Below are 20,054 nucleotides of genomic sequence, written 5' to 3'. Positions count from 1 at the left end.
GGTCAAGCCGCTTGGTTAAACCAGATGGATAAACCGCGTGGTCTAGGATCTCGGCCATGGGTAATCGCGAGGACCTGATGGCGGGCGCCATCCAGTGCTTGAAGGAAAAAGGCTGGTCACGCACGACGGTGCGGGATATCGCGACGGCCGCGGGGGTCAGCCACGCGGCGATCGGCTACCACTTCGGATCGCGCGAAGCCCTGCTGCTGACGGCGTTCTCGCAGGCGATGGACGACTGGGGCAAGGAGATCCAGGTCGAGATGCGGGGCGCTGTCGACCCCGACGCCTCACCGTCCGAGCAGTACGCGGCTTCCTGGCGCGCGATGATCGACTCCTACGGGCGCAACCGGCAGCTGTGGATCGCCTCGATCGAGGCGTTCGTGCAGTCCGAACATCACCCTGAGCTGCGGAAACAGCTTGCCGCCGCGCAGCGCGAAGGCCGCCGTGGCATGGCGGCGGGCATCCTCGGGATCGACGAGGACACCCTCACCGAGGCGGACGAACGCCGGATCGGCGCGGTCGCCACGGCCCTGAATTCGGGCGTGATGTTGCAGCACATGCTCGACCCGGAGAACGGTCCGACGGCCGAGGAGGTCGTGGACGGGCTGTTGAAGCTTGTCTCCCTGGTGCAATGAAAGGACCTTTCCTTGCAAATTTCGCAAGGAAAGGACCTTTCATTGCACCCGCGGGAGGCAGGTGGGTCAGGAGACGGCGACCTTCCGCCGCAGCGCCGCCCGCGGCCGCCCGACGCCCTGCCACGACAGGCCGGCGTCCAGGATCCGTTGCGGCTCGAGGAGATTGCGCGTGTCGACGACCGAATCGCCGTCCATCTGCTCGGCCATGTAGGTCCAGTCGAGCCGTTTGAACTCGTCCCACTCCGTCAGCACGACGACGGCGTCGGCGCCCTTCGCGACCTGGTACGGGTCGTCGACGACGGTCATGCCGTCGATATGCCCGCCGACGGCGGGGTCGTAGGCGGTCAGTTCCGCGCCGAGCGCGCACAGCACGGACGCGACCGCGAGTGCGGGCGAGTCGCGCAGGTCGTTCGTCCCGGCTTTGAACGCCAGCCCGAGGACGCCGATCCGCGAACCGGCCAGCGTGCCGCCGACGGCGCCGGCGATCTTCGCGACGACGCGGTCCCGCTGCGCGATGTTCTCCTCGATCGCCGAGGTGAGCAGCGTGAAGTCGTACTGCACCGACTCGGCGACCTTCACCAGCGCGCTGGTGTCCTTCGGCAGGCACGAGCCGCCCCAGCCGGGGCCGGGTTTGAGGAACGAGCGGCCGATGCGCCGGTCGTAGCCCATCCCCTCGGTGACCAGGTCGATGTCCGCGCCGAGGCGTTCGCACAGTTCGGCGATCGAGTTCACATAGGACAGTTTCATCGCGAGGAAGCAGTTCGCCGCGTACTTCACCAGCTCCGCGCTGGCCGCGTCGGCGACGACGACCGGGGCGGCGAGGTCGGCGTAGAGATCGCCGACCCAGCGGGCGGCCGCGACGTCGTCCGAACCGACGACGATCCGGTCCGGGCCGAGGAAGTCCTCGACGGCGGTGCCCTCACGCAGGAATTCCGGGTTCGACACCACCGGCACGTCCGTGCGGCCGAGCATCGCCTGGATGCGCTTCGACGTCCCCACCGGAACGGTCGATTTGGTGATCAGCGCGCAGCCCGGCGGGATGACGTCGCCGATCTCGGTGGTCACGGCTTCGACGGCCCGCAGATCCGCCGAACCGCCCGCGCCCATCGGCGTTGGCACACAAAGGAAAACGGCCTCGGCGTCGCGGACGGCTTCGCGCGCGCCGACCACGAACTCGAGCCTTCCGCTGGTCAGCCCTCTCGACACCAGCTCGGACAATCCCGGCTCCAGGATGTCCACCCGTCCGGCGGAAAGCCTTGCGACCTTGGCCTGGTCGACATCGACACAAGTGACTCGATGCCCCAGGCCGGCCAGGCAGGCCCCCGTGGTCAATCCGACGTAACCGGTCCCCACCACCACGATCCGAGCAGCGCTCATGCTGCTGAAGGTGACAGCCGGAGTTGACCTCCGAGCGAACGGAATGCTTCAGGCCCGAATACTCCTCACGACATGCTTCGCACCGGAGTGAGCCATCCCACCTGGGCCCGATGCGAACGAGCGTTAACCTATGAACGGTTGCCGACGAAAGGGAGAACATGCAGATCACCGATACCGCGGCGCTGGTCACGGGTGGCGCGTCCGGGCTCGGCGGCGCGACCGCGAAGGCGCTCGCCGCGAAGGGCGCGCGGGTCTTCGCGCTGGACCTCGCCGGCGCCATCGCCAACGCCGAGCAGATCGAGGGCATCACCTACGTCGAGGCGGACGTGACCGACCCGGAGCAGGTGCGCGCCGCCGTCGCGACCACGGCCGAGTCCGGGGTGCCGCTGCGGACCGTGGTGAACTGCGCCGGGATCGGGCCGTCCGCGCGGATCCTTTCGAAGAAGGGCCCGCACGACCTCGCCCTGTACGCGAAGGTCGTCCAGATCAACCTGATCGGCTCCTTCAACGTGCTGACGCTGGCCTCCGAGGCCATCGCCAAAACCGAGCCGCTGGCCGACAACGCGCGCGGCGTCATCATCAACACCGCGTCGGTCGCCGCCTTCGACGGCCAGATCGGGCAGGTCGCTTACTCGTCGTCCAAGGGCGGCATCGTCGGGATGACCCTGCCCGCCGCGCGTGACCTCGCGTCGCACGGGATCCGCGTGCTGACCATCGCGCCGGGCATCGTCGACACCCCGATGCTGGCGACGGTGAGCGAGGAGTTCCGCGCTTCGCTGGCCGAGGGTGTGCCGTTCCCGAAGCGGCTCGCGCGGCCGGACGAGTACGCGCAGCTCGCGCTGTCGCTGATCGACCACGACTACCTGAACGGCGAGGTCATCCGGATGGACGGCTCGCTGCGCATGGCCCCTCGCTGATCCTGCCCCACGTGCCAGGAACGGGCCGTTCCTTGCGAAATTTGCAAGGAACGGCCCGTTCATAGCGTCTCAGGGGCGGGTGAGGCGGACGTCCAGGCCGATGCCCGACGTCGAGATCTCACCGGTCCGGAACGCGGTTTCGGCGACCAGCCCGCCGAAGCCGACCGGCGTGTACGCCCGCCGCCGCAGCTGCGCGAGCGTCTGACGGGTCGCCAACGCGGCCAGTTTGCCGAGCCGCATACTCGCGACCTCGCGCGCGATGTCGCGCTCGGTCGCCTCCCGGTTCATGTCCTGCACCACGGCCGTACCGCCCGGGCGCAGCACCCGGTACATCTCGTCGAGTGCCTTCACCGGCCACACGAAGTTCTTGAACGCCGCCTGGCAGACGACGAAGTCGAACGACTCGTCGTCGAACGGCATGGCCGCGACATCGCCCTCGCGGAACGAAACCTCGACGCCCTGCGCCCGCGCGTACTCGCTCGCGATCTCGACGAACGTCGGCGCGACGTCGAGGCCAGTGACCGGGAACCCGAGCCGCGCGAGTTCGACGGCGAAGTAGCCGGGGCCGAAGGCGACCTCGAGGATCTTCGCGCCTTCCGGCAGGTCCGCGGTGAGTTCGCGCGCCTGCTGCCGCCAGTGTTCGATCTGCGGTCCGGTGCCGCGCTGCCGGGCGTAGTTCCGCGCCAGCGCGCCGCCCATCTCCGGCACGATCTTGAACCGTTTCCTGTCCTTGATGTTCGACATGTCTCTCCAGGTTGTTCGCCCGGAGCCCGGTTATCCTCGAAGTGCCGTCTCGTGGCCGGGTTCCGGTTGCGGGATAGTCGCCCCGGCGGGGTGCTGCAACACCTCGCCGGGGCTCTTTCAACTGCGGGTACTCCCCCTTTCCGCCACCAAGGCCCGCCACTGCGCGAGCCCCGGCATCGAGCCGGAAGTCAGTTCCCCCATGATCGAGCGGACCCACTCGGCCTCGGCGACCCGGATCGCCAGGTGGTACTCGGTTTCGAGCAGCACCAGCCGCGGGATTTCCTCGAGCAGCCGCGCCAGCTCCGCTCGCGTCGCGGCGATGTCCTCCTCCAGTGCCGCCAGGCGGGTGCGGAACAGGGCGACCACCTCGTCCGGCCCGAGCCACCCCATCACCGAGAGCCCGGCGACGAACTTCGGTTCCTCCGGCGCGAGTCCGGCGAGGAGTTCACGCAGCCAGTCGAGCATTTCGTCACGGCCGGCGTCGGTGATCCGGTACACCGTGCGCTCGGGGCGGGCGCCGTCGCGACCGCTCTCCGCGGCCTCGATGAGGCCGTGTTTCCGCAGGTTGCCGACGACCGTGTAGAAGGAACCCCATTTGATCCCCATGTCGCGGTCCTTGCCGCGGCTCTTCAGGACCGAGGCCATTTCGTACGGATGCATCGGCCGCTCGTTCAGCGTGGACAGGATCGCCAGCGCCAGCAGATTCCCGACCTTGCGCCGCTTCACCGCGCCTCCTCGTAGACGAGTATTCGTCAACGAGTATCCACCGGGGCGCGCATGATCGCAAGCTCGGCAAAGCCGGGATCAGAGGTCGTTCATGTACGGCACGGACGTCTGCGCGTGGTCGGTCATCCAGTTCCGCAGCGCGTACGTGGCCAGGACGTCGTCCTCGTTGTAGCGCAGCAGGCGCTCCCGCTGGACGTCGTCGGGGACACCGCCGTCCATGCCGACGGCGTCGCGGTACCACCTCATCGACGCCTCGCCGCCCGCTTCCGGATCGCGCCACGCGAACCCGGCGACCGGGGCGATCACCTTGAGTCCCTTGCCGTGCGAGCACAGGAACTGGTCGGTGACGCTGCGGAAGAGGTCGATCCACTCCTCCGAGTCCACAAAGGACGCGATCTCGGCCTTCTTGGGGACACCGGGGTGATCGCCGAACCGGCTCGCGGAGCCGAAGAGCCAGCGGTTCTCGGCGAGCGCGTTGTAGCAATAGGCGCGGAAGGTCAGACCCGCGGCGAGCGTGCGCTCACGGACCTCGGTGAACCAGGCCCAGAACTCCGCGAACGACCGGGCTTCGTCCGCGGTCGGCAGCGGCTCCCAGGTCGCGAAGGCCCGGTAGCCCTGCTCCATCCCGATGTCGGCGCCGGTCAGCAGCGAACCCCACAGGTACGCGCCGGAATCACCGAAGCTCTCCATGTCGACGTCGACCTCGACGTCGCCGCGCGAGACCTCGACGCGGTCGACCTTGCGCACCATCGTGAGATCGGCGAGCCACGCGCGCGCCAAAATGATCGAGTCGGCGAAGGTGCCGCCCGTCCAGTTCATCGGCGGGGGCTCGTCGGCCGGGTCGAGCGCGGCCAGCTTGTCCACTGTGGACACCCCGGCTCGGCGCAGTTCCATCGCGTCCTCGCCGCGGACGACCAGGCTGACGTCGCGGGTTTCGGTGAGCACGACTTCGCAGGTCGGCCACCAAGGGCAGCGTCGGCATTCGAGGACACGAGACGGTTCGGCGAGTGGCTCTTCCCCTTCGGCGGCAGCGCTCGCGATGGCGAGCCTGTCGGCGAAGCGGCTCTGGTACTCCGTCAGCGCGCTCCGGCCGCCAGGCCAGGTGCCCGCGGACAGGTCGTGCCAGACGACGACGTCCGCGTCGAGCCCGATGACGCCGCCGACAGCGCGGTGTCCTTCGTGCTTTCCGAGCGCTTCGAGCATCCGATAGAGGTGCGCGAGCCGCATCTGGTCCCGCGGCTGCGAGCGGACCTTTCGCGCCGGATCGGGCAATCGGTTCGCCGGGTCGAGGTCGGTCATCACGGTGGTCGGCGCGCCCGCGCCGCGATCGGTGATGCGGTGCCGCACGACCAGCACCGGCACGTAGCCGTCGCCGGTGTGGACCAGAAGCTCGGAGCCGCCCCGCCGATGACCGGCGCGATCCACCGGGAGCAGCGCACCCCAGATGTAGCGCGCTTCGGCGGCGAAGGCCTCTTCGGTGAGCTGCACGCGCTCGGCGGCCGGGAGGTCGCGAGGGATCTTGACCCAGGTCGCGCCGGGACCCGTGGCGTCCATGAGCCGCTGCACGATCGCGTCGCGATGCGCTGAGGCGTCGGCGATCCGCTGCTGAGCGGCGGGGTCGGGCGGGGCGAGCGGCACCTCGCGCATCGCCGGATCGTGTTCCAGGTGCACGCGACGCCGGCAGCGGCTCACCGCTCCCGCGTCCAGTAGCACCTCGTTACTCACGGACAACACTCTAGAAGGCCACCGGCAAGCCGACATGCCCGCCACATCGGGGACCAGTAAGTTCGACCGTGACACAGCGTGGGAGGTGCCATGGCGCGCAAGGCCAAAGCCGTCGAGGGCGAAGGCAGGTTTACCCCGAAGAAGGCGAAGAACGCCGTCGCGGTGGCCAAAGTGCTCGGTCCGGCCGTACTGCCGGTGATCGCGCCGTACGCCGTTCGAGCGGCGGGCGCCGCTCGAGAGCTATACGACCGTTATCAAGCGAAAAAGCTCGGCGTCGCCGTCGACCAGCTCGGCGAGTTCAGCGGACGCGGTGCGGCGTTGCACGCGCGGATCGCGGGGCTGACGCAGGGGCTCGCGGAGCTGAAGAGGTCCGCGAAGGCGACAGACGCCGACGTGGCCTTCGCGAAGGACACCCAGGGGACGCTGGAGCAGCTTTCGGCGACCGTTCGCGCTTCGGAGCGGATGCCCGCCGCGCGGCGGAAGGCGGCGCACCGGGCCGTGGCCGGGGAGCTGGACCAGCTCGAGGGGAAGCTGCTGCACCGGCTGGGGATCTGAAGCCGCTCTCGAACGCTAGGAAAGGTCCTTTCCTCGCAAATTTTGCAAGGAAAGGACCTTTCATGGCGTCGGCTAGGAGATGAAACCCTTCTTCTTCATCCATTCGTAGGCGACCTCGCCCTGGTCCCGACCGTCGACGTCGACCTGCTTGCACAGCTCGATCATCTGCTCGTTGTCGAGGGCCGCGGCGACGGTTTCCAGCGGCCCGCGGATCTCCGGGTGCTGCTTCAGGAATTCCGTCCGCAGCGTCGGCACCGCGTTGTACTGCGGGAACGCCTTCTTGTCGTCTTCGAGGACGCGGAGGTTCAGCCCGGCGATCCGGCCGTCGGTCGTGAAGATCTCGCCGATCGGGCAGGTCCCGCTCGCCACGGCCGAGTAGATCGTCCCGATGCCGAAGTTCTTGATCACCGGATTCTGGAATCCGTACGCCCGCACGGCGGCGGGGAAACCGTCCTGACGGCTGGTGAATTCGGTCTCCAGGCAGAACACGCCCTGGTCGGGCTTCCGCTTCAGGAACTCCGCCAGATCCGAGGTCGTCTTCAGGTTGTTCGCTGCCCCGTAGGCCTCGGTGACCGCGAAGCCGTACTGGTCGTTCAGCGGCGAGTAGTTCAGCCAGGAGACACCGTACTTCGCCTCGTCTGCCGCCTTCGTGGCTTCGTACTGGGCCTGTTCCCCGCCGGGGACGGGGAGTTCGTTGCCCTGGTAGTTGATCCAGCCGGTGCCGGTGTACTCCCAGGTGACGTCGGTCTGGCCGGCGAGCAGCGCCTGCCGCGACGAGTTCGACCCCTTGATGTCGGTCAGGTCGACGACGTCCGCACCCGCGGCGGAAAGCGCCATCTCGGCCATGTAGCCCAGGATGATGTTCTCGGTGAAGTCCTTCGAGCCCACCGTCACCTTGACGCCCTTGAGCGATTCGATGGGCTGGATCGAGCCGGGTTCGATCTTGTACGGCAGCGCGGTGTTGACCTCGAGCCCGCACGCGGAAAGCGTGCCGCACAACAGGACCGCGCCGAGGATCGCTTTGAGTCGCATGTCAGCGCAGTCCCTTCGGTCCGAAGAACTGTTCCGCCACCGCGCCGAGCCAGTCCACCAGCAGCGCCAGCGCGACGGCGAGCACCGAGCCGGTGATCAGCACCTTCGTCAGGTTGAGCTTGTAGCCGGTGTCGATGAGCAGGCCGAAACCCCCGGCGTTGACGAACATCCCGAAGGTCGCCGTGCCGACGGCCAGCACCAGCGAGGTCCGCAGGCCGGCCAGGATCAGCGGGATGGCCAGCGGGAACTCGACCCGCCACAGCACCCCGGAGGCCGACATGCCGATCCCGCGGCCGGCGTCGATCAGCGACGGGTCGACCTGCTGCAGGCCGACCATCGTGTTCCGCAGCACCGGAAGCAGCGAGTAGAACGCCAGCGGCAGCGCGGCGACCCACAGCCCGCCGGTGGCGCCGGTGACGATGAACCACAGCACCAGCACGCCGAGCGCGGGCGCGGCCTGGCCGATGTTCGCGACCGCCAGGAAGACCGGCGCCGCCCATTTCGCCCACGGCCGCGTGACGAGCACGCCGAGCGGCACCGCGACGGCGACCACGATCGCGGTGACCACGATCGTCATCGCCAGGTGGTCGCGCAGCGCGGCCAGCAGCCCGGCGGCGTTGAGGGTCTCCTTCTCCGTCGCGGTGAGGTCACCGCTGAACACCCAGATCAGCACCCCGGCGACGATCAGCAGCACCGCGGCGGGCTGGGCGAACAGCCGGACCCGTTCGGCGCCTCTCGACGAGGACTCGGTGGAGAAGCCGGTGTCGACGGTGGCCGTCATGCGGTCACACCTTCCGCCGGGCTGTCGTCGGAGTGCTCCTCGCGCAGCTGCTGGATCGTCGCGATGACGGTGTCGAGTTCGATCGTCCCGGCGTATTCGCCGCGGGCGCCGGTCACCGGGACGCTGCCGCCCTCGGCGAGCATGGCTTCGAGCGCGTCCTGAAGCGTCGACTGGAGGCTGACCGAGTCGCGCAGCGGTTTGCCCGCGGTGGCCAGCGAAGACGCCGCGGTCAGCTCGCGGACGTGCACCCAGCGCATCGGACGGCGGCGCTGGTCGAGCACCAGCACGAAGTGCTTGCGCTGCTGGGTCAGCTTCTCGCGTACCTCGGACGGCGACTCGCTCACCGTCGCCGTGAGCGCGTCCTGCTTCAGCTCGACGTCGCGGACTCGCAGCAGCGTCAGCTGCTTCAGCGAGGCACCGGCGCCGACGAAACCGGCGACCGTGTCGTCGGCCGGGTTCGCGAGGATCGCGTCCGGGGTGTCGTACTGGAGGATCCGCGACTGGTTGCCGAGCACCGCGATCTTGTCGCCGAGCTTCACGGCCTCGTCGAAGTCGTGGGTGACGAAGACGATCGTCTTCTTCAGCTCGGTCTGCAGCCGCAGCAGTTCGTCCTGCAGGTTGCCGCGGGTGATCGGGTCGACCGCGCCGAACGGCTCGTCCATCAGCAGCACCGGCGGATCCGCCGCGAGCGCCCGCGCGACACCGACACGCTGCTGCTGCCCACCGGACAGCTGACGCGGGAACCGGTCGCGGAAGTCGGCCGGGTCCAGCCCGACCAGGTCCATCATCTCCTCGACCCGGTCGTTGACCTTCTTCTTGTCCCAGCCGAGCAGCCCGGGCACCACGGCGATGTTCTGCGCGACGGTGAAATGCGGGAAGAGACCGGCCTGCTGGATCGCGTAGCCGATGCGACGGCGCAGGGTGTCGACGTCGAGTTTGAGCGCGTCGTCGCCGCCGATGGTGATACGGCCCGACGTCGGCTCGATCAGCCGGTTGATCATGCGCATGGTCGTGGTCTTGCCGCAGCCGGACGGGCCGACGAAGACCACGATCTTGCCGGCGGGCACCACCATCGAGAAGTCGTCGACCGCGGGCTCACGGGTGCCGGGGTAGCGCTTCGTCACGTTCTCCAGCTCGATCTCGACGCCGGATACGGTTTCAGGAGACTCAGCCACGGACACCCCTAGAGACGGTCAAACGGTTGATCAGGACGTAAACGGCGTCGAGGACCAGTGCGAGGACGACCACGCCGAGCGTCCCGGTCAGCGCCTGGTTGAGGGAGTTCGTGCTCCCCGCGTTGGTGAGGCCGGAGAAGACCTCCGAGCCGAGGCCCGGGCCCTTCGCGTAGGCCGCGATGACCGCGATGCCCATGAGCATCTGCGTCGCGACCCGCATCCCGGCGAGGATCGCGGGCCAGGCGAGCCGCAACTCCACCCTGGTCAGCACGCCGAACCGGCTCATGCCGATGCCGCGCGCCGCGTCGCTGACCGCCGGATCCACCCCGCTCAGCCCGACGATCGTGTTCCGCACGATCGGCAGCAGCGCGTAGAGCACGAGCGCGATGACCGTGGTGTTCGCGCCGAGGCCGAACACCGGGATGAGCAGCCCCAGGAGGGCGAACGAGGGGACGGTGAGGATCGTGCTCGCCAGCGCCGTGGCCACGGCCGACCCGATCGGGCTGCGGTAGACGGCGACGCCGATCACCACGCCGAGGACGGCGGCCAGGATCGTGCACTGCACGACCGCGCTGACATGGAGGAGCCCTTGGAGGGCGAGTCTGTCCCACCGATCCGAGATGTACTCGAAGAGATTCATCGCGTGCTGGTTCTCCCGCCGCCTCTGGGTGAGCCTCCTCACCCATTCGGAGTAGCTGTATCGGGAGCCTGACTACCCAAAACGCTCGCGGTCAAACCCCTGTTTACCGCCTTTTATCCTGCAAACCTTCCCCATTCGGCCTAAATGGGCAAACGCACGCGCCGCCCGGGCGGTGTCTTTCCCACTGCTCAACAGCCGGGAGGACATCGACCACCCGGATGTACGTCGAATACTCTTCATCCGTGAGTAAAGGCAGCCATCACCGAAGCGCGTTACGCGTTGTGCGTGGTGGCTTGCTCGGCGTGAGTTCCGCGGCGCTGGCCGTGACCGCCCACCTGATCGGGGACGGCGACCTCCCCGATACGGCGATGACGTTGCTGCTCACCGTGCTGATCGGCTGGAACGCCGCCGCGCTCGCCGCGAAGGCCCGCGGGCCGCTGGCCACCATCGTGGACCTCGGCGCCGGTCAGGTCGTGATGCATCTCGTGCTCAGCTCGCTGAGCACGCACGAACTCGTGCACAGCGAACCCGCCCCGGTCCAGGGCGGGCTCGCGATGACCATCGCGCACGTCGTCGCCACGCTGATCACCGCGTTGCTGCTGGCCAAGGCCGACGGACTGCTGCTCGGCGTCCTCTCCTGCCTGCGCGCGCTGGTCCCCTTCATCCTCAACGCGCTCCCGGTCCCCGCCGCGGTGGCGTCCCCGGTGCTCGCCCGTCCGGCCGGCCCCGGTCACCTCGTCCGGGTGGACCTCCGCCGCGTCCACGGCAGGCGCGGCCCGCCGTTGTTCTCCTGAACCCACGACATCCCCCGTATCCCGGCGCGGCCCCCGAGCCCGCCGTCTCAGTCACGTTCAGGAGTTTTCGTGTCCAAGCACGTCTTCAAGCGCGCCGGTTTCCTGGCCGCCACCGTCGGCATCGCCGGCCTGCTCTCCGCCGGGGTCGCCTCGGCCCACGTCACCGCCAACGTCTACGGCCCCCAGCCGTCGAAGGGCGGCTACGGATCGATCTTCTTCCGCGTCCCCAACGAGGAGAAGGACGCCGGCACCATCAAGGTCGAGATCACCGTCAAGCCCGAGTACGCGCTCAGCTCCGTGCGGGCCAAGCCGCTTCCCGGCTGGAAGGCTGAGGTCGTCAGGTCCAAGCTGCCCGCTCCGGTGACCACCGCGTCCGGCACGCAGATCACCGAGGCCGTCTCCAAGGTCTCCTGGACCGCCGAACCCGGCACCAAGATCGCCGCCGGATCGACCGAGTTCCAGGAGTTCCAGATCAGCGCGGGCCAGTTCCCGGCCAACGTCGACTCGATCGAGTTCCCGGCCACCCAGACCTACGAGAACGGCAAGGTCGTCGAGTGGAACCAGCCGACCCCGGCCTCCGGCGAGGAGCCGGAGCACCCCGCGCCGACGGTGAAGCTCGCCGAGAAGACCGCTGACGGGCACGGTGGCGGCCACGGCACCGACGCGAAGGCGTCCGAGGAGTCTCACGCCGCTTCTTCGTCGTCCGACAACACCGCCCGCTGGCTCGGCGGCGCCGGCCTGGTCGTCGGCGCGCTCGGTCTCGGCGTCGGCGCCGGTGCCACCCTGCGCGCCCGCCGCGCCACCGCCGTCTCCGGCAAGAGCGACACCGAAGGAAAGTGAATGCGTAAAGCGATCGTCGCGCTGGCGATCACCGGGGTGGCGTGGCTCGCCACCGCCACCCCGGCGCTGGCGCACAACGTCCTGATCTCCTCGGACCCGGCGAAGGGCGCTTCGCTCGCCGCCGGGCCCGCGAAGATCACTCTCACGTTCGACCAGTACGTCCAGAACGCGAACGTCAACCAGATCGCGGTCATCGGACCGGGCGGCGGCCAGTGGGCCGAAGGCCAGGTCGAGGTCCGCGACAGCGTCGTGACCGTGCCGCTGCGGCCGCTCGGCCCGGCGGGCGAGTACAAGATCGGCTACCGGATCCTGTCCGCGGACGGGCACGCCGTGACCGGCGAGGTGCCGTTCACCCTCACCGCCGCGGGCACCGGGACCCCGGCGAGCGCCGACGCCGCGCGCAGCAACGCGGGCCAGGCCGAGACCACCCCGGCGACCGGCGGCGAAGGCTCGTCCGGCGTGCCGATCTGGGTGTGGATCGCGGGCGCCGTCGTGCTGCTCGCCGTCGGACTGACCGTCGCGCTGCGCACCGGCGCCGGTGACAAGGAGAAGAGCGGCTCATGACCCAGGCCGAGACCACCTCGCGCGCCCGCGTCGCCGTCCTGTTCTGCGTGGTGACGGCGGGGATCGTCGGCGCCTTGATCGGTGTCGCGCTGACGGCGACCGCCCCGGTGCCCGGGGTCGCGCAGGTCAGCGAGGTGGTCTCGGTCTCGATCCCGATCGTGCGGGTACTGCTGGACATCTCGGCGGTGGCGACGATCGGGCTGGCGCTGCTTTCGGTACTGGTCGGCTACGACCGGCCGAAGCTCTCCGAGCCGATCATGCGGGTCGCGCGGCCCGCGAGCGTCGCGGCCGCGCTGGTCTGGGCGACCACCGCGCTCGTCGCGCTGATCCTGCAGACCGCCGAATACCGGCCGGGGTCCAGCACGCTGTCGATTTCGGACGTCGGGAGCTACATCGCCGACGTCGGCGCCGGGAAGGCGCTGCTGATCGTCGCGGTACTGGCCCTGCTGCACGCGGGGCTCGGGATCCTCGCGCTGAAGCACGGCGAGAAGGTGCCGGCCGAGGTCCGCGTCGGGCTGGGACTGTTCGCGCTGCTTCCGCTGCCGGTCACCGGGCACGCGTCGAACTGGAACTACCACGACTACACGATGATCTCGATGGAACTGCACGTGATGAGCGCCGTCGCCTGGACCGGCGGGCTCGGCGCGATGGCGGTGCTGCTCGTCGGGAACCGGACACTGCTGGCGCACGCGCTGCCGCGGTTCTCCAAACTGGCGACGCTGTGCCTGATCCTCGGCGCGGCGACCGGGCTGTTCAACGGGCTGATCGAGATCTCGCTCAACCCGTCGCTCGGCTTCTGGGAAGGCGTCTTCACCACGCCGTACGGGCAGTTGGTGCTGTTGAAGCTGTTGTGCACCGGTGTGATCGCGGGCCTCGGCGCGTACACGCGCTGGAAGCTGATGCCGCGGATCGTGCGGCACAACCGCACGGCACTGGCCGCGTGGGCGACGCTGGAACTGACGGTGATGGGGCTCGCGTTCGGCTTCGCCGTCGTCCTCACGCGAGCCCCGGTCGTCCCGACGACCTAGTTCTCCACCGCGTACCGCAGGATCACCACGCCATTCTCGAACGCGGTGGCCTCGATCGGCTTCAAGTCCCGCCGGTCCTCGAACAGGCGCGTCCCCTTGCCGCGCGACACCGGACTGACCATCAGCCGGAACTCGTCGACGAGACCGGCGTCCAGCAGCGACCGCATGAGCGTCAGGCTGCCCCACAGCCAGAGGTCCTTGCCGCTCCGTTCCTTGAGTTCGCGGACGGTGGCGGCCGCGTCGCGCGTCACGGTCGCGGCGGGGAAGCCGCCCCAAGGTGCGTCGTCCAGCTTCGACGAGGCGACGACCTTGGTGAGGTTGTTGACCTTCTCGCCGTATTCGCCCTGCTCTTCGGCGTGGGGCCAGTAGTCCTTGGCCATGGCGTAGGTGTTCGCGCCGAGGATCATCGTGTCGACCGAATCGACGAGCCCCATCACGCTCGCCTTGAACGCCGGCTCGGTCTTCTCGGAGAAGGGCTCTCCCGACACGAAGCTCAGCCCGCCGTCCTCCTCCGCGACGATGCCGTCGACCGTGACCCACTGCTGAACGATGAGCTTGCGCATGACTTGTCCTCCCGGCAGGTGCGGCCACTCCGGCCGCGATCGCCCCGGGGACGAAGCCGCCGAGGCGATCTGTACATCCCTCGCTCGACTTTCTCGGGAGCTGTTACACACCTTGCTCCATACGGCCGCATTTGACCGGTTTCGCTGTCCTCCCCGGAGCTCCACCGGGATGCTCTACGCGTTCGCTGGGGTTAACCCGAAGAGGGGATGGTTGATGGGCGGCCCGTTGCCGGGTGAAAGTGAAGTCAGCACGCCACAGGTACCGCGGCAGCGATCGGCGGTGAGGCTCACCAGGCAGGTGAGTTCGGGCCCGCGCCAGCTACCGCCCGCGCCGGCGCATTTCACCAACCGCACCACCGAACTCGCGCTGCTCGAACAACTGCTGACCCAGCACGACACCGACGGACCGGCCGTGCAGCTGATCAGCGGCCAGGGCGGCATCGGGAAGACCGCGCTGGCCACCGCGTGGGGCCGTCACCTCGGTGACCGTTTCCCGGACGGGCACCTCTGGGCGGACCTCGGCGGGTTCAGCACGAACGGACCGCTCTCGGTGAGCGAAGCGCTCGGCCGGTTCCTCCGCGCGCTGGGTGTTCCGCCGGAGGGGCTGCCCGCGGACGTCGAGGAGCTCACCGCCCTGTACCGCACGACGACCGCCGAACGGGCGTTGCTCGTGCTGCTGGACAACGCGGGATCGACCGAACAGGTACTGCCGCTGCTGCCCGCCGGCGGGGGAAGCCTCGTGATCGTGACTTCGCGGCGCCGTCTCGGCAGGCTCCAGACCGAGCATCGGGCGCGGCTGGTCGAGCTGGCCCCGTTCGGTTCCGTGCACAGCGCCGAACTGCTGAGCCGCGCGGTCGGCGCGGAGCGGGTCGGCGCCGAAGCCGCGCGGGCGCGGGACATCGCCGAGCTGTGCGGCGGCCTGCCGATCGCCCTCACCACGGTCAGCGCGAAGCTGGCCGGACGGCCGAAGATGTCGCTGGAGAAGATCGCCACCGAACTGGGGAAGGAATATCGTCGACTGGCCACGCTGTCGACGAAAGAGGCGCAATCGGTGGAAGCCAGCTTCAACCTCTCCTATGACGAGCTTCCCTCCGACGCGGCCGCGCTGTACGCGGCGCTCGGGCTCCACCCCGGCCCTGATTTCGGGGCCGGCGTGGCGGCCGCGTCGATCGCCGTCCGCGAAGAGGTCGCGGAAGACCTGCTGGACCAGCTCGTCGACGTCGGGCTCCTGATCGACCGCGGCGACGACCGGTACACCTTCCACGACCTCGCGCGGCTGCACGCCAAGGAGAAGACGGCGGGCAACGAGTACGACCGCGACATCGCGGTGCGCCGCATGCTCGAGTGGTACCTCTTCACCGCGTCGAAGACCACCGTCATGACGGTCCCCGACCAGGACCCGATCCCGTACCGCTACGAGTACCGGCCACCATCGCCGATGTCGTTCGCTTCCCCCGACGAGGAACTCGCCTGGCTGGAACTGGAACGCGAGAACCTCATCGCCGCCGTCAAAACCGCCGAGACGTGGCAGCTGCCCGAACTGGGCTGGCAGCTCGCCGCCGCGATGTGGCCGCTCTTCCTGCTGCGCAAGCACTATCCGGACTTCCTCGAGGTGAGCCAGGCCGGCGTGCGCTGCGCGCGGGCGTGGGGCAACGCGTCGGCGGAGGCGTTGATGCACAACCGCAGCGGCGCCGCCTGCCGCGGCACCGGCCGCTACGACGAAGCCGTCTCGCACTACGAAGCGGGACGCGAAGCCGCGCGACAGGCCGGGAACGAGGTCGTCGAGATCCGGTCGGTGGAAGGCCTCGGCCTGGTCGCGCTGGCGCAGGGAAGGCTCGACGACGCGGTGCGGTGGTTCACCGAAGACCACCGGCTGAGCGAACGCCAGAACCGCACGCACGACGTCGGGCTCGCGCTGATCAACCTCGGCTCGGCCCAGCTCAAGGCCGGACGGCCGGAACCCGCGATCGAACACCTCACCCGCGCTCGCGAGGTACTGGCCGCCGACCCCTACAACGTGGCCCGCGCCCGGACCGATCTCGGCCGCGCCCTCACCGCGACGGGGGATCTCGCGGCCGCCCGCGCCGAACTCGAAGCGTCGCTGGGCACCATGGAGGCCAGCGGGTCGAGGTTCGAGGTGGCCAGGGCCCTGTCCGCGTTCGGCGAGGTCGCGGAGGCGGAAGGGAAACCCGACGAGGCGAGGCGGTACTACGACCGCGCGTTGCCCATCCTCGTCGGCCTCGGCCGACCGGAGGCTGACGCTCTGCGCACACGGCTGGAACAGCTGTGACCCCACGGCACCGATCGGTACCCGGCTACCGAGTGAACTCGCCGAGTCGAATGACTCAGCGTAGCTGCAACTTGCACATTTGGGGGAGCATTGGGCCAGGAGAAGTGATTAGTCCGGGCGAATTCGTCACCGTTTGATCGACGAATTCGGACAAGCGACGAACGGTCATTCGCCGTCGGCGAATGCACGTGCAGATGGCTTTCCCGGGTGAGTCAGCGATACCGGTTCCAGCGGGCCCCGGTACGCCCGTTCCGAAGATCGTTCAATCGTTTTCGCAGCTCATCCCGCACGCTGGGATGACTCCGGAGAATGGGAAGAACACTAGTCGTGAGCTTCAGTTCACGGATCGCGCGCAGTACCGAGAAGCCGGACCACGTGGTCACGTCGAATCCGTACCGCTGCGCGAACACGCGATAGCGGGCCGGTGGATCACCGAACCGTTCATGGCCGACGGCGAGTGGCGTCAGATCCCATTCCGGCGGCCCGACACAGGACGAATCGAAATCGCACAGCACCGGCCCGTCCGGCCCGGGGATCACGTTCCCGGTATGCGCGTCCCCGTGGACGAGGCCCCTGGGCAGGGGGAAGTCGAGGTCCGCGAGCGCGGCTTCGACCTCGGCGCAGCGGTCGAGCAGGAACCGCCGGTCGCCCTCGTCCAGCTCCTCCGCGTCCGAAACCCGGGCGCGGACCGCGGCGAACGGCGCCCATTCGGCGAGCCCCTCGGGCGGCGGGAGCGCGTGGACGCGGCGCAGCAGCGCGGCGAGGTCGGCCGACTTCGCCTTCCGGCCGGTCTCGGGCACCTTCCACCAGACCGTCACGAGGTGTTCGCCGACCGGCAGCGGCTGGTCGAAGCCCGGAACGAGGCGGATGGCCGGCACTGAGTGCCGTTCGAAGTGCCTCGCGACCTGCACGACCGTGCCGACGCGATGCCGCAGGCGGGTGGAACCGACGATCCGGACGACGAACGGCGCGCTCGCCAGCTCGTAGACGGCGTTGTTGGTGAACCTCAGCAGGCGGGCGCCTTCGGCGTCCACGCCCAGCAGATCGCACGTCCGCCCGAGGGCGTCGCGCAGGATGTCGGGCGTGAACCGGCCGCCCGGACCGATCGGCTCAGGCGGCGTAGAAGGAGTTGAGGCGATCGGCGAGGTCACGGGCGTCCGCGTTGTTCCGGCGGCGCTCCGCCTCGACCTGCAGTGGCCGCATCCGGTCCTTCACCCGCTCCGACTTGATGCCCTCGGCACAGTCGACGGCCTTCGAGCCCACCTTGGCGCCGTGGTCGAGATCGCCTTCGAGCAGGTGGTTCGTGGCCAGGGCGCTGAGCATGAACGTCTTGCTGCGGGCCATGTCGTCGGTGTAGGACTCGACGGCCTTCGTCAGCGCCGGGATCGCGTACTTGGTGTGCTCGGCGTTCTTCGCCGCGAGCACGGTGTGCACGGTGCCGATCATGGCGTAGACGTCGGTCTCGGTGAAGAACTTGACCCAGGATTCGGCCTCGGCCAGGTTGGCGCGGGCGAACTCGTCCTTGCTCCGGCCGAGCAGCTTCACGGCCTGTTCCTCGTTGCCCATCATCGCGTAGGCCCAGGCCTCGTTGGCGCAGAGCACGGCGACCGCCAGCTCCGAACCCGATTCCTGGGCGGCGATCTGGCCGAGCTGGAACAGTTTCAGCGCGTCGTTGGGCGCGTCCTGGTGCAGGTAGACGCGGCCCATCCGGTAGAGGACGTTGGCGACCAGCGGATGGTTGTCACCCTGTTTGGCCAGGTCCAGCGCGTTCGCGAAATGTCCGCGCGCGGAATCCATGAGGCCGGTGTCGAAGGAGGTCCAGCCGGCCAGGCTGTGCAGGTCGGCGAGGGCGACGTACAGGCGGTTCTTGACCATCTCGGTGCCGTTGGACTCGAGCATCTGCTGTCCCCAGGACAGCTGCGCGACCACGGCGTCGCGGCAGAAACCGCCGCCGTACTGGTAATCGAGGGACCGGAGTGCTCTGGTCGCGGCTTCCACCTGCCGGACGTCGGTCATGCCGATCCGCCCGGGGGCGGGCGTCTTCGCGGGCCCTGCCGACCACGTACCCGATTCCGGACCGAACACCGCCGCACCCATCGTGACCTGGGCGGCGTGCGCGAGGAACCTCCGTCGCTTCACGGACTCGTCCTCCTCCGCCTGCTGGCCGTCGGCAGCGCCGACGACCTTTATCGCTGTCGCCTCGTCATAGGCGAGACCCATGTATCCCCTGGGGACACCAAGGCCGTCAGCGATGCGGGTGAGCACGTCGTACGCCATCACCTGGCGACCTTTGAGGATCTCGGACACCTCGGACTGCGACTGGCCGGTCATCGCGGCGATCTGGCGCTGCGAAACACCGTGCTTGCGCAACAGCCGGTACACGGAGGAGATCTCCCGTGTGGCCAGTGCGGCTCGCATCTCCGGCTGCTCCCAGGCATCCGGCGGCACGGGGTGACTCTGGCGACCCGAACCGCTTGCAGCGTCCGAGCCGGCGACAGTGCCGCCACCGATACTGGCGTCCATTGCGCCCCCTCACAGTTCCGTTGGGGTCGAGAAACAGCGTAGGCACACCTATTCAACCGTGCGAAACACCGGATCGCCCGTCGTGATCGGCCCGGCAGAAGTCGTTTGACCGCTTACCGTGAAACCTCGTCCGGTCACCGCTATGACGGCGGTTCGACCTTCTATCGCACTCGGTTTCACATCACTGTAGTTGTCAGATCTCCGTGACCGACCGGCCACCGGCCGCGATCACAGAGAGCTACCAAGTCTCCGAACCCCCTACAGGTGCGGACACGCGGATACGAAGACGACGTGGAACGAGAGAGCGGAGAAGAGCCAGTGGAGTTCGTGGACTCGATCGCAACAGGCTCCATCACCGCGGGACGGCCCGGTATGGCCACGCGCCACCTGCGTGCGGCCGGCCCCGCCGGTCAGCAGACGGTCGCGGTCGCCCCCGGCGCGAACCGTCCGGTCTCCCCTTCCGCCCCGGTCGACCCCCGTACCGCGAGCGTGCGCCGCTACGAAGGCGGACAGCTGGTCTGGCGGGTGCAGTGCGGCGATCTCATCAGCCGTGAACGCGCCGTCACCGTGTTCGTCGAAGACAACCAGGTGGTTCTCGTCTCGCCGCCAGGAGAGACCGCGCGCCTGACGTCCGGCCAGCTCGGACAGCTCAGGGCAGCGCTCAACGAAGCCGCCAAAATGGCGGAAAGGTAACGGTGAGTTCTCCGTGGATCAGGTCCTAGGGCAAGTCCTCCGCAACGCGGTTTGGGAACGCCTCGACATGCTCTCCGATCTCGCGAACCGGGCCGACGCGCAGTCGCTCGTCTCGGTCGCCCGCTCGGAGCTCCCCCGGCTGGCCGAAGGGTGGCGCGCGATGCTCCAGGCGCACGAGCCCGACGAGCGCGGGGACTGCCCCACCTGCTCGACCCGTTGGCACAAGTGCAAGGCCCCCTGTTCGGTATGGCAGGTCGCGCACGAGCACCTGGTCGCCGGCGGCCTCGCCCCCCAGCAGATCGCGGCCACCCAGGACCACCGGCGCGAAAGCCGCCGCCGCGTCCCCGGGCAGAGCCGCGGCGTGAGCCCCGCCGAAACCACCGGCAGGCACGCGCTGGTCAACCCGCGTCGTGCCGCCATCGGCGGCGTGCACGCTTGAGAAGCCAGGCGAG

21 protein-coding genes are annotated in these 20,054 nt (G+C 68.9%); 10 read left to right on the top strand and 11 right to left on the bottom strand.

The annotated features are described in order from the left end of the window. The first annotated feature begins 56 nt into the window (after window positions 1-56). Complete coding sequence (locus ACIBTM_RS13710; protein WP_395876852.1) at window positions 57-635, top strand: TetR/AcrR family transcriptional regulator; 579 nt, start codon at window positions 57-59, stop codon at window positions 633-635. 66 nt (window positions 636-701) lie between these two features. Here ACIBTM_RS13710 and ACIBTM_RS13705 read toward each other — a convergent pair whose 3' ends face one another. After that, window positions 702-2,012 (bottom strand): UDP-glucose dehydrogenase family protein, encoded by a 1,311-nt coding sequence (locus tag ACIBTM_RS13705; protein WP_395876851.1) that lies wholly within the window; start codon window positions 2,010-2,012, stop codon window positions 702-704. A gap of 158 nt (window positions 2,013-2,170) precedes the next feature. Here ACIBTM_RS13705 and ACIBTM_RS13700 point away from each other — a divergent pair, with 158 nt between their 5' ends. Further along, a complete protein-coding gene (locus tag ACIBTM_RS13700) occupies window positions 2,171-2,929 on the top strand; it encodes an SDR family NAD(P)-dependent oxidoreductase (RefSeq protein WP_395876850.1) in 759 nt (252 codons plus the stop codon). A gap of 69 nt (window positions 2,930-2,998) precedes the next feature. Here ACIBTM_RS13700 and ACIBTM_RS13695 read toward each other — a convergent pair whose 3' ends face one another. The 3 genes from ACIBTM_RS13695 to ACIBTM_RS13685 all read right to left on the bottom strand — a co-directional run bounded on the left by ACIBTM_RS13695 (window position 2,999) and on the right by ACIBTM_RS13685 (window position 6,124). After that, window positions 2,999-3,673, bottom strand: coding sequence for a class I SAM-dependent methyltransferase (locus tag ACIBTM_RS13695; RefSeq protein ID WP_395876849.1), 675 nt, complete (start codon window positions 3,671-3,673; stop codon window positions 2,999-3,001). A gap of 117 nt (window positions 3,674-3,790) precedes the next feature. Continuing rightward, entirely contained in the window at window positions 3,791-4,399 is a 609-nt protein-coding gene (locus ACIBTM_RS13690) for a PadR family transcriptional regulator (RefSeq protein WP_395876848.1), read from the bottom strand. Between the two features lie 78 nt (window positions 4,400-4,477). After that, window positions 4,478-6,124 (bottom strand): TM0106 family RecB-like putative nuclease, encoded by a 1,647-nt coding sequence (locus tag ACIBTM_RS13685; protein ID WP_395876847.1) that lies wholly within the window; start codon window positions 6,122-6,124, stop codon window positions 4,478-4,480. A 90-nt stretch (window positions 6,125-6,214) separates the two neighbouring features. Here ACIBTM_RS13685 and ACIBTM_RS13680 point away from each other — a divergent pair, with 90 nt between their 5' ends. Next, entirely contained in the window at window positions 6,215-6,679 is a 465-nt protein-coding gene (locus tag ACIBTM_RS13680; RefSeq protein ID WP_395876846.1) for a DUF6474 family protein, read from the top strand. A 72-nt stretch (window positions 6,680-6,751) separates the two neighbouring features. Here ACIBTM_RS13680 and ACIBTM_RS13675 read toward each other — a convergent pair whose 3' ends face one another. Genes ACIBTM_RS13675 through ACIBTM_RS13660 form a run of 4 tightly spaced genes read right to left on the bottom strand, consistent with a single transcriptional unit; the run spans window position 6,752 to window position 10,307 of the window. Beyond that, entirely contained in the window at window positions 6,752-7,711 is a 960-nt protein-coding gene (locus tag ACIBTM_RS13675; protein WP_395876845.1) for a glycine betaine ABC transporter substrate-binding protein, read from the bottom strand. A 1-nt stretch (window position 7,712) separates the two neighbouring features. After that, window positions 7,713-8,492 carry an ABC transporter permease gene (locus ACIBTM_RS13670; protein ID WP_395876844.1) on the bottom strand — a complete coding sequence of 260 codons (780 nt, stop codon included), beginning with the start codon at window positions 8,490-8,492 and terminating at the stop codon, window positions 7,713-7,715. Next, window positions 8,489-9,673, bottom strand: coding sequence for an ABC transporter ATP-binding protein (locus ACIBTM_RS13665; RefSeq protein WP_395876843.1), 1,185 nt, complete (start codon window positions 9,671-9,673; stop codon window positions 8,489-8,491). Before ACIBTM_RS13665 ends, ACIBTM_RS13670 begins: the two co-directional genes overlap by 4 nt. Next, window positions 9,660-10,307: an ABC transporter permease gene (locus ACIBTM_RS13660; protein WP_007030477.1), complete on the bottom strand. Its 648-nt coding sequence runs from the start codon at window positions 10,305-10,307 to the stop codon at window positions 9,660-9,662. The genes ACIBTM_RS13665 and ACIBTM_RS13660 overlap by 14 nt, the downstream gene beginning before the upstream one ends. A gap of 302 nt (window positions 10,308-10,609) precedes the next feature. Here ACIBTM_RS13660 and ACIBTM_RS13655 point away from each other — a divergent pair, with 302 nt between their 5' ends. From ACIBTM_RS13655 to ACIBTM_RS13640, 4 genes are all read left to right on the top strand, one after another. Beyond that, window positions 10,610-11,101, top strand: a complete 492-nt coding sequence (locus tag ACIBTM_RS13655; protein WP_395878052.1) for a hypothetical protein — start codon at window positions 10,610-10,612, stop codon at window positions 11,099-11,101. 69 nt (window positions 11,102-11,170) lie between these two features. After that, a complete protein-coding gene (locus tag ACIBTM_RS13650) occupies window positions 11,171-11,941 on the top strand; it encodes a YcnI family protein (RefSeq protein ID WP_395876842.1) in 771 nt (256 codons plus the stop codon). Beyond that, a complete protein-coding gene (locus ACIBTM_RS13645) occupies window positions 11,942-12,505 on the top strand; it encodes a copper resistance CopC family protein (RefSeq protein WP_240596304.1) in 564 nt (187 codons plus the stop codon). After that, window positions 12,502-13,533: a copper resistance D family protein gene (locus ACIBTM_RS13640; protein WP_395876841.1), complete on the top strand. Its 1,032-nt coding sequence runs from the start codon at window positions 12,502-12,504 to the stop codon at window positions 13,531-13,533. Before ACIBTM_RS13645 ends, ACIBTM_RS13640 begins: the two co-directional genes overlap by 4 nt. Here ACIBTM_RS13640 and ACIBTM_RS13635 read toward each other — a convergent pair. Continuing rightward, on the bottom strand, window positions 13,530-14,096 hold the full coding sequence (locus tag ACIBTM_RS13635) for a dihydrofolate reductase family protein (protein WP_395876840.1): 567 nt from the start codon (window positions 14,094-14,096) through the stop codon (window positions 13,530-13,532). The genes ACIBTM_RS13640 and ACIBTM_RS13635 overlap by 4 nt on opposite strands. Window positions 14,097-14,376: 280 nt before the next feature. On the opposite strand from ACIBTM_RS13635, the gene ACIBTM_RS13630 reads away from it, so the two are divergent. Then, window positions 14,377-16,386, top strand: a complete 2,010-nt coding sequence (locus ACIBTM_RS13630) for a tetratricopeptide repeat protein (protein ID WP_395876839.1) — start codon at window positions 14,377-14,379, stop codon at window positions 16,384-16,386. 212 nt (window positions 16,387-16,598) lie between these two features. Here the strand turns inward: ACIBTM_RS13630 and ACIBTM_RS13625 are convergent, their stop codons facing one another. Both ACIBTM_RS13625 and ACIBTM_RS13620 read right to left on the bottom strand, forming a co-directional pair. Next, complete coding sequence (locus ACIBTM_RS13625; RefSeq protein WP_395876838.1) at window positions 16,599-17,537, bottom strand: phosphotransferase family protein; 939 nt, start codon at window positions 17,535-17,537, stop codon at window positions 16,599-16,601. Then, a complete protein-coding gene (locus tag ACIBTM_RS13620; RefSeq protein WP_395876837.1) occupies window positions 17,497-18,909 on the bottom strand; it encodes a tetratricopeptide repeat protein in 1,413 nt (470 codons plus the stop codon). Before ACIBTM_RS13620 ends, ACIBTM_RS13625 begins: the two co-directional genes overlap by 41 nt. A gap of 318 nt (window positions 18,910-19,227) precedes the next feature. Between ACIBTM_RS13620 and ACIBTM_RS13615 the strand changes: the two genes are divergently transcribed. After that, window positions 19,228-19,602 (top strand): hypothetical protein, encoded by a 375-nt coding sequence (locus tag ACIBTM_RS13615; protein WP_016330535.1) that lies wholly within the window; start codon window positions 19,228-19,230, stop codon window positions 19,600-19,602. A gap of 13 nt (window positions 19,603-19,615) precedes the next feature. Next, a complete protein-coding gene (locus tag ACIBTM_RS13610; RefSeq protein WP_037333828.1) occupies window positions 19,616-20,041 on the top strand; it encodes a hypothetical protein in 426 nt (141 codons plus the stop codon). Window positions 20,042-20,054 lie beyond the last annotated feature (13 nt).

The sequence above is a fragment of the Amycolatopsis sp. NPDC049868 genome (assembly GCF_044461365.1).
Taxonomy (GTDB): domain Bacteria; phylum Actinomycetota; class Actinomycetes; order Mycobacteriales; family Pseudonocardiaceae; genus Amycolatopsis.
Note: the sequence above shows the minus strand (reverse complement) of the source record. Positions and strands in the feature narration are given on the sequence as shown.

What these genes read in the sequence shown, in the direction of transcription:
- ACIBTM_RS13710 (WP_395876852.1), top strand. Translation starts at nt 57, where the DNA reads ATGGGTAATCGCGAGGACCTGATGGCGGGCGCCATCCAGTGCTTGAAG.
- ACIBTM_RS13705 (WP_395876851.1), bottom strand. Translation starts at nt 2,012, where the DNA reads ATGAGCGCTGCTCGGATCGTGGTGGTGGGGACCGGTTACGTCGGATTG.
- ACIBTM_RS13700 (WP_395876850.1), top strand. Translation starts at nt 2,171, where the DNA reads ATGCAGATCACCGATACCGCGGCGCTGGTCACGGGTGGCGCGTCCGGG.
- ACIBTM_RS13695 (WP_395876849.1), bottom strand. Translation starts at nt 3,673, where the DNA reads ATGTCGAACATCAAGGACAGGAAACGGTTCAAGATCGTGCCGGAGATG.
- ACIBTM_RS13680 (WP_395876846.1), top strand. Translation starts at nt 6,215, where the DNA reads ATGGCGCGCAAGGCCAAAGCCGTCGAGGGCGAAGGCAGGTTTACCCCG.
- ACIBTM_RS13675 (WP_395876845.1), bottom strand. Translation starts at nt 7,711, where the DNA reads ATGCGACTCAAAGCGATCCTCGGCGCGGTCCTGTTGTGCGGCACGCTT.
- ACIBTM_RS13670 (WP_395876844.1), bottom strand. Translation starts at nt 8,492, where the DNA reads ATGACGGCCACCGTCGACACCGGCTTCTCCACCGAGTCCTCGTCGAGA.
- ACIBTM_RS13660 (WP_007030477.1), bottom strand. Translation starts at nt 10,307, where the DNA reads ATGAATCTCTTCGAGTACATCTCGGATCGGTGGGACAGACTCGCCCTC.
- ACIBTM_RS13645 (WP_240596304.1), top strand. Translation starts at nt 11,942, where the DNA reads ATGCGTAAAGCGATCGTCGCGCTGGCGATCACCGGGGTGGCGTGGCTC.
- ACIBTM_RS13640 (WP_395876841.1), top strand. Translation starts at nt 12,502, where the DNA reads ATGACCCAGGCCGAGACCACCTCGCGCGCCCGCGTCGCCGTCCTGTTC.
- ACIBTM_RS13635 (WP_395876840.1), bottom strand. Translation starts at nt 14,096, where the DNA reads ATGCGCAAGCTCATCGTTCAGCAGTGGGTCACGGTCGACGGCATCGTC.
- ACIBTM_RS13620 (WP_395876837.1), bottom strand. Translation starts at nt 18,909, where the DNA reads ATGGACGCCAGTATCGGTGGCGGCACTGTCGCCGGCTCGGACGCTGCA.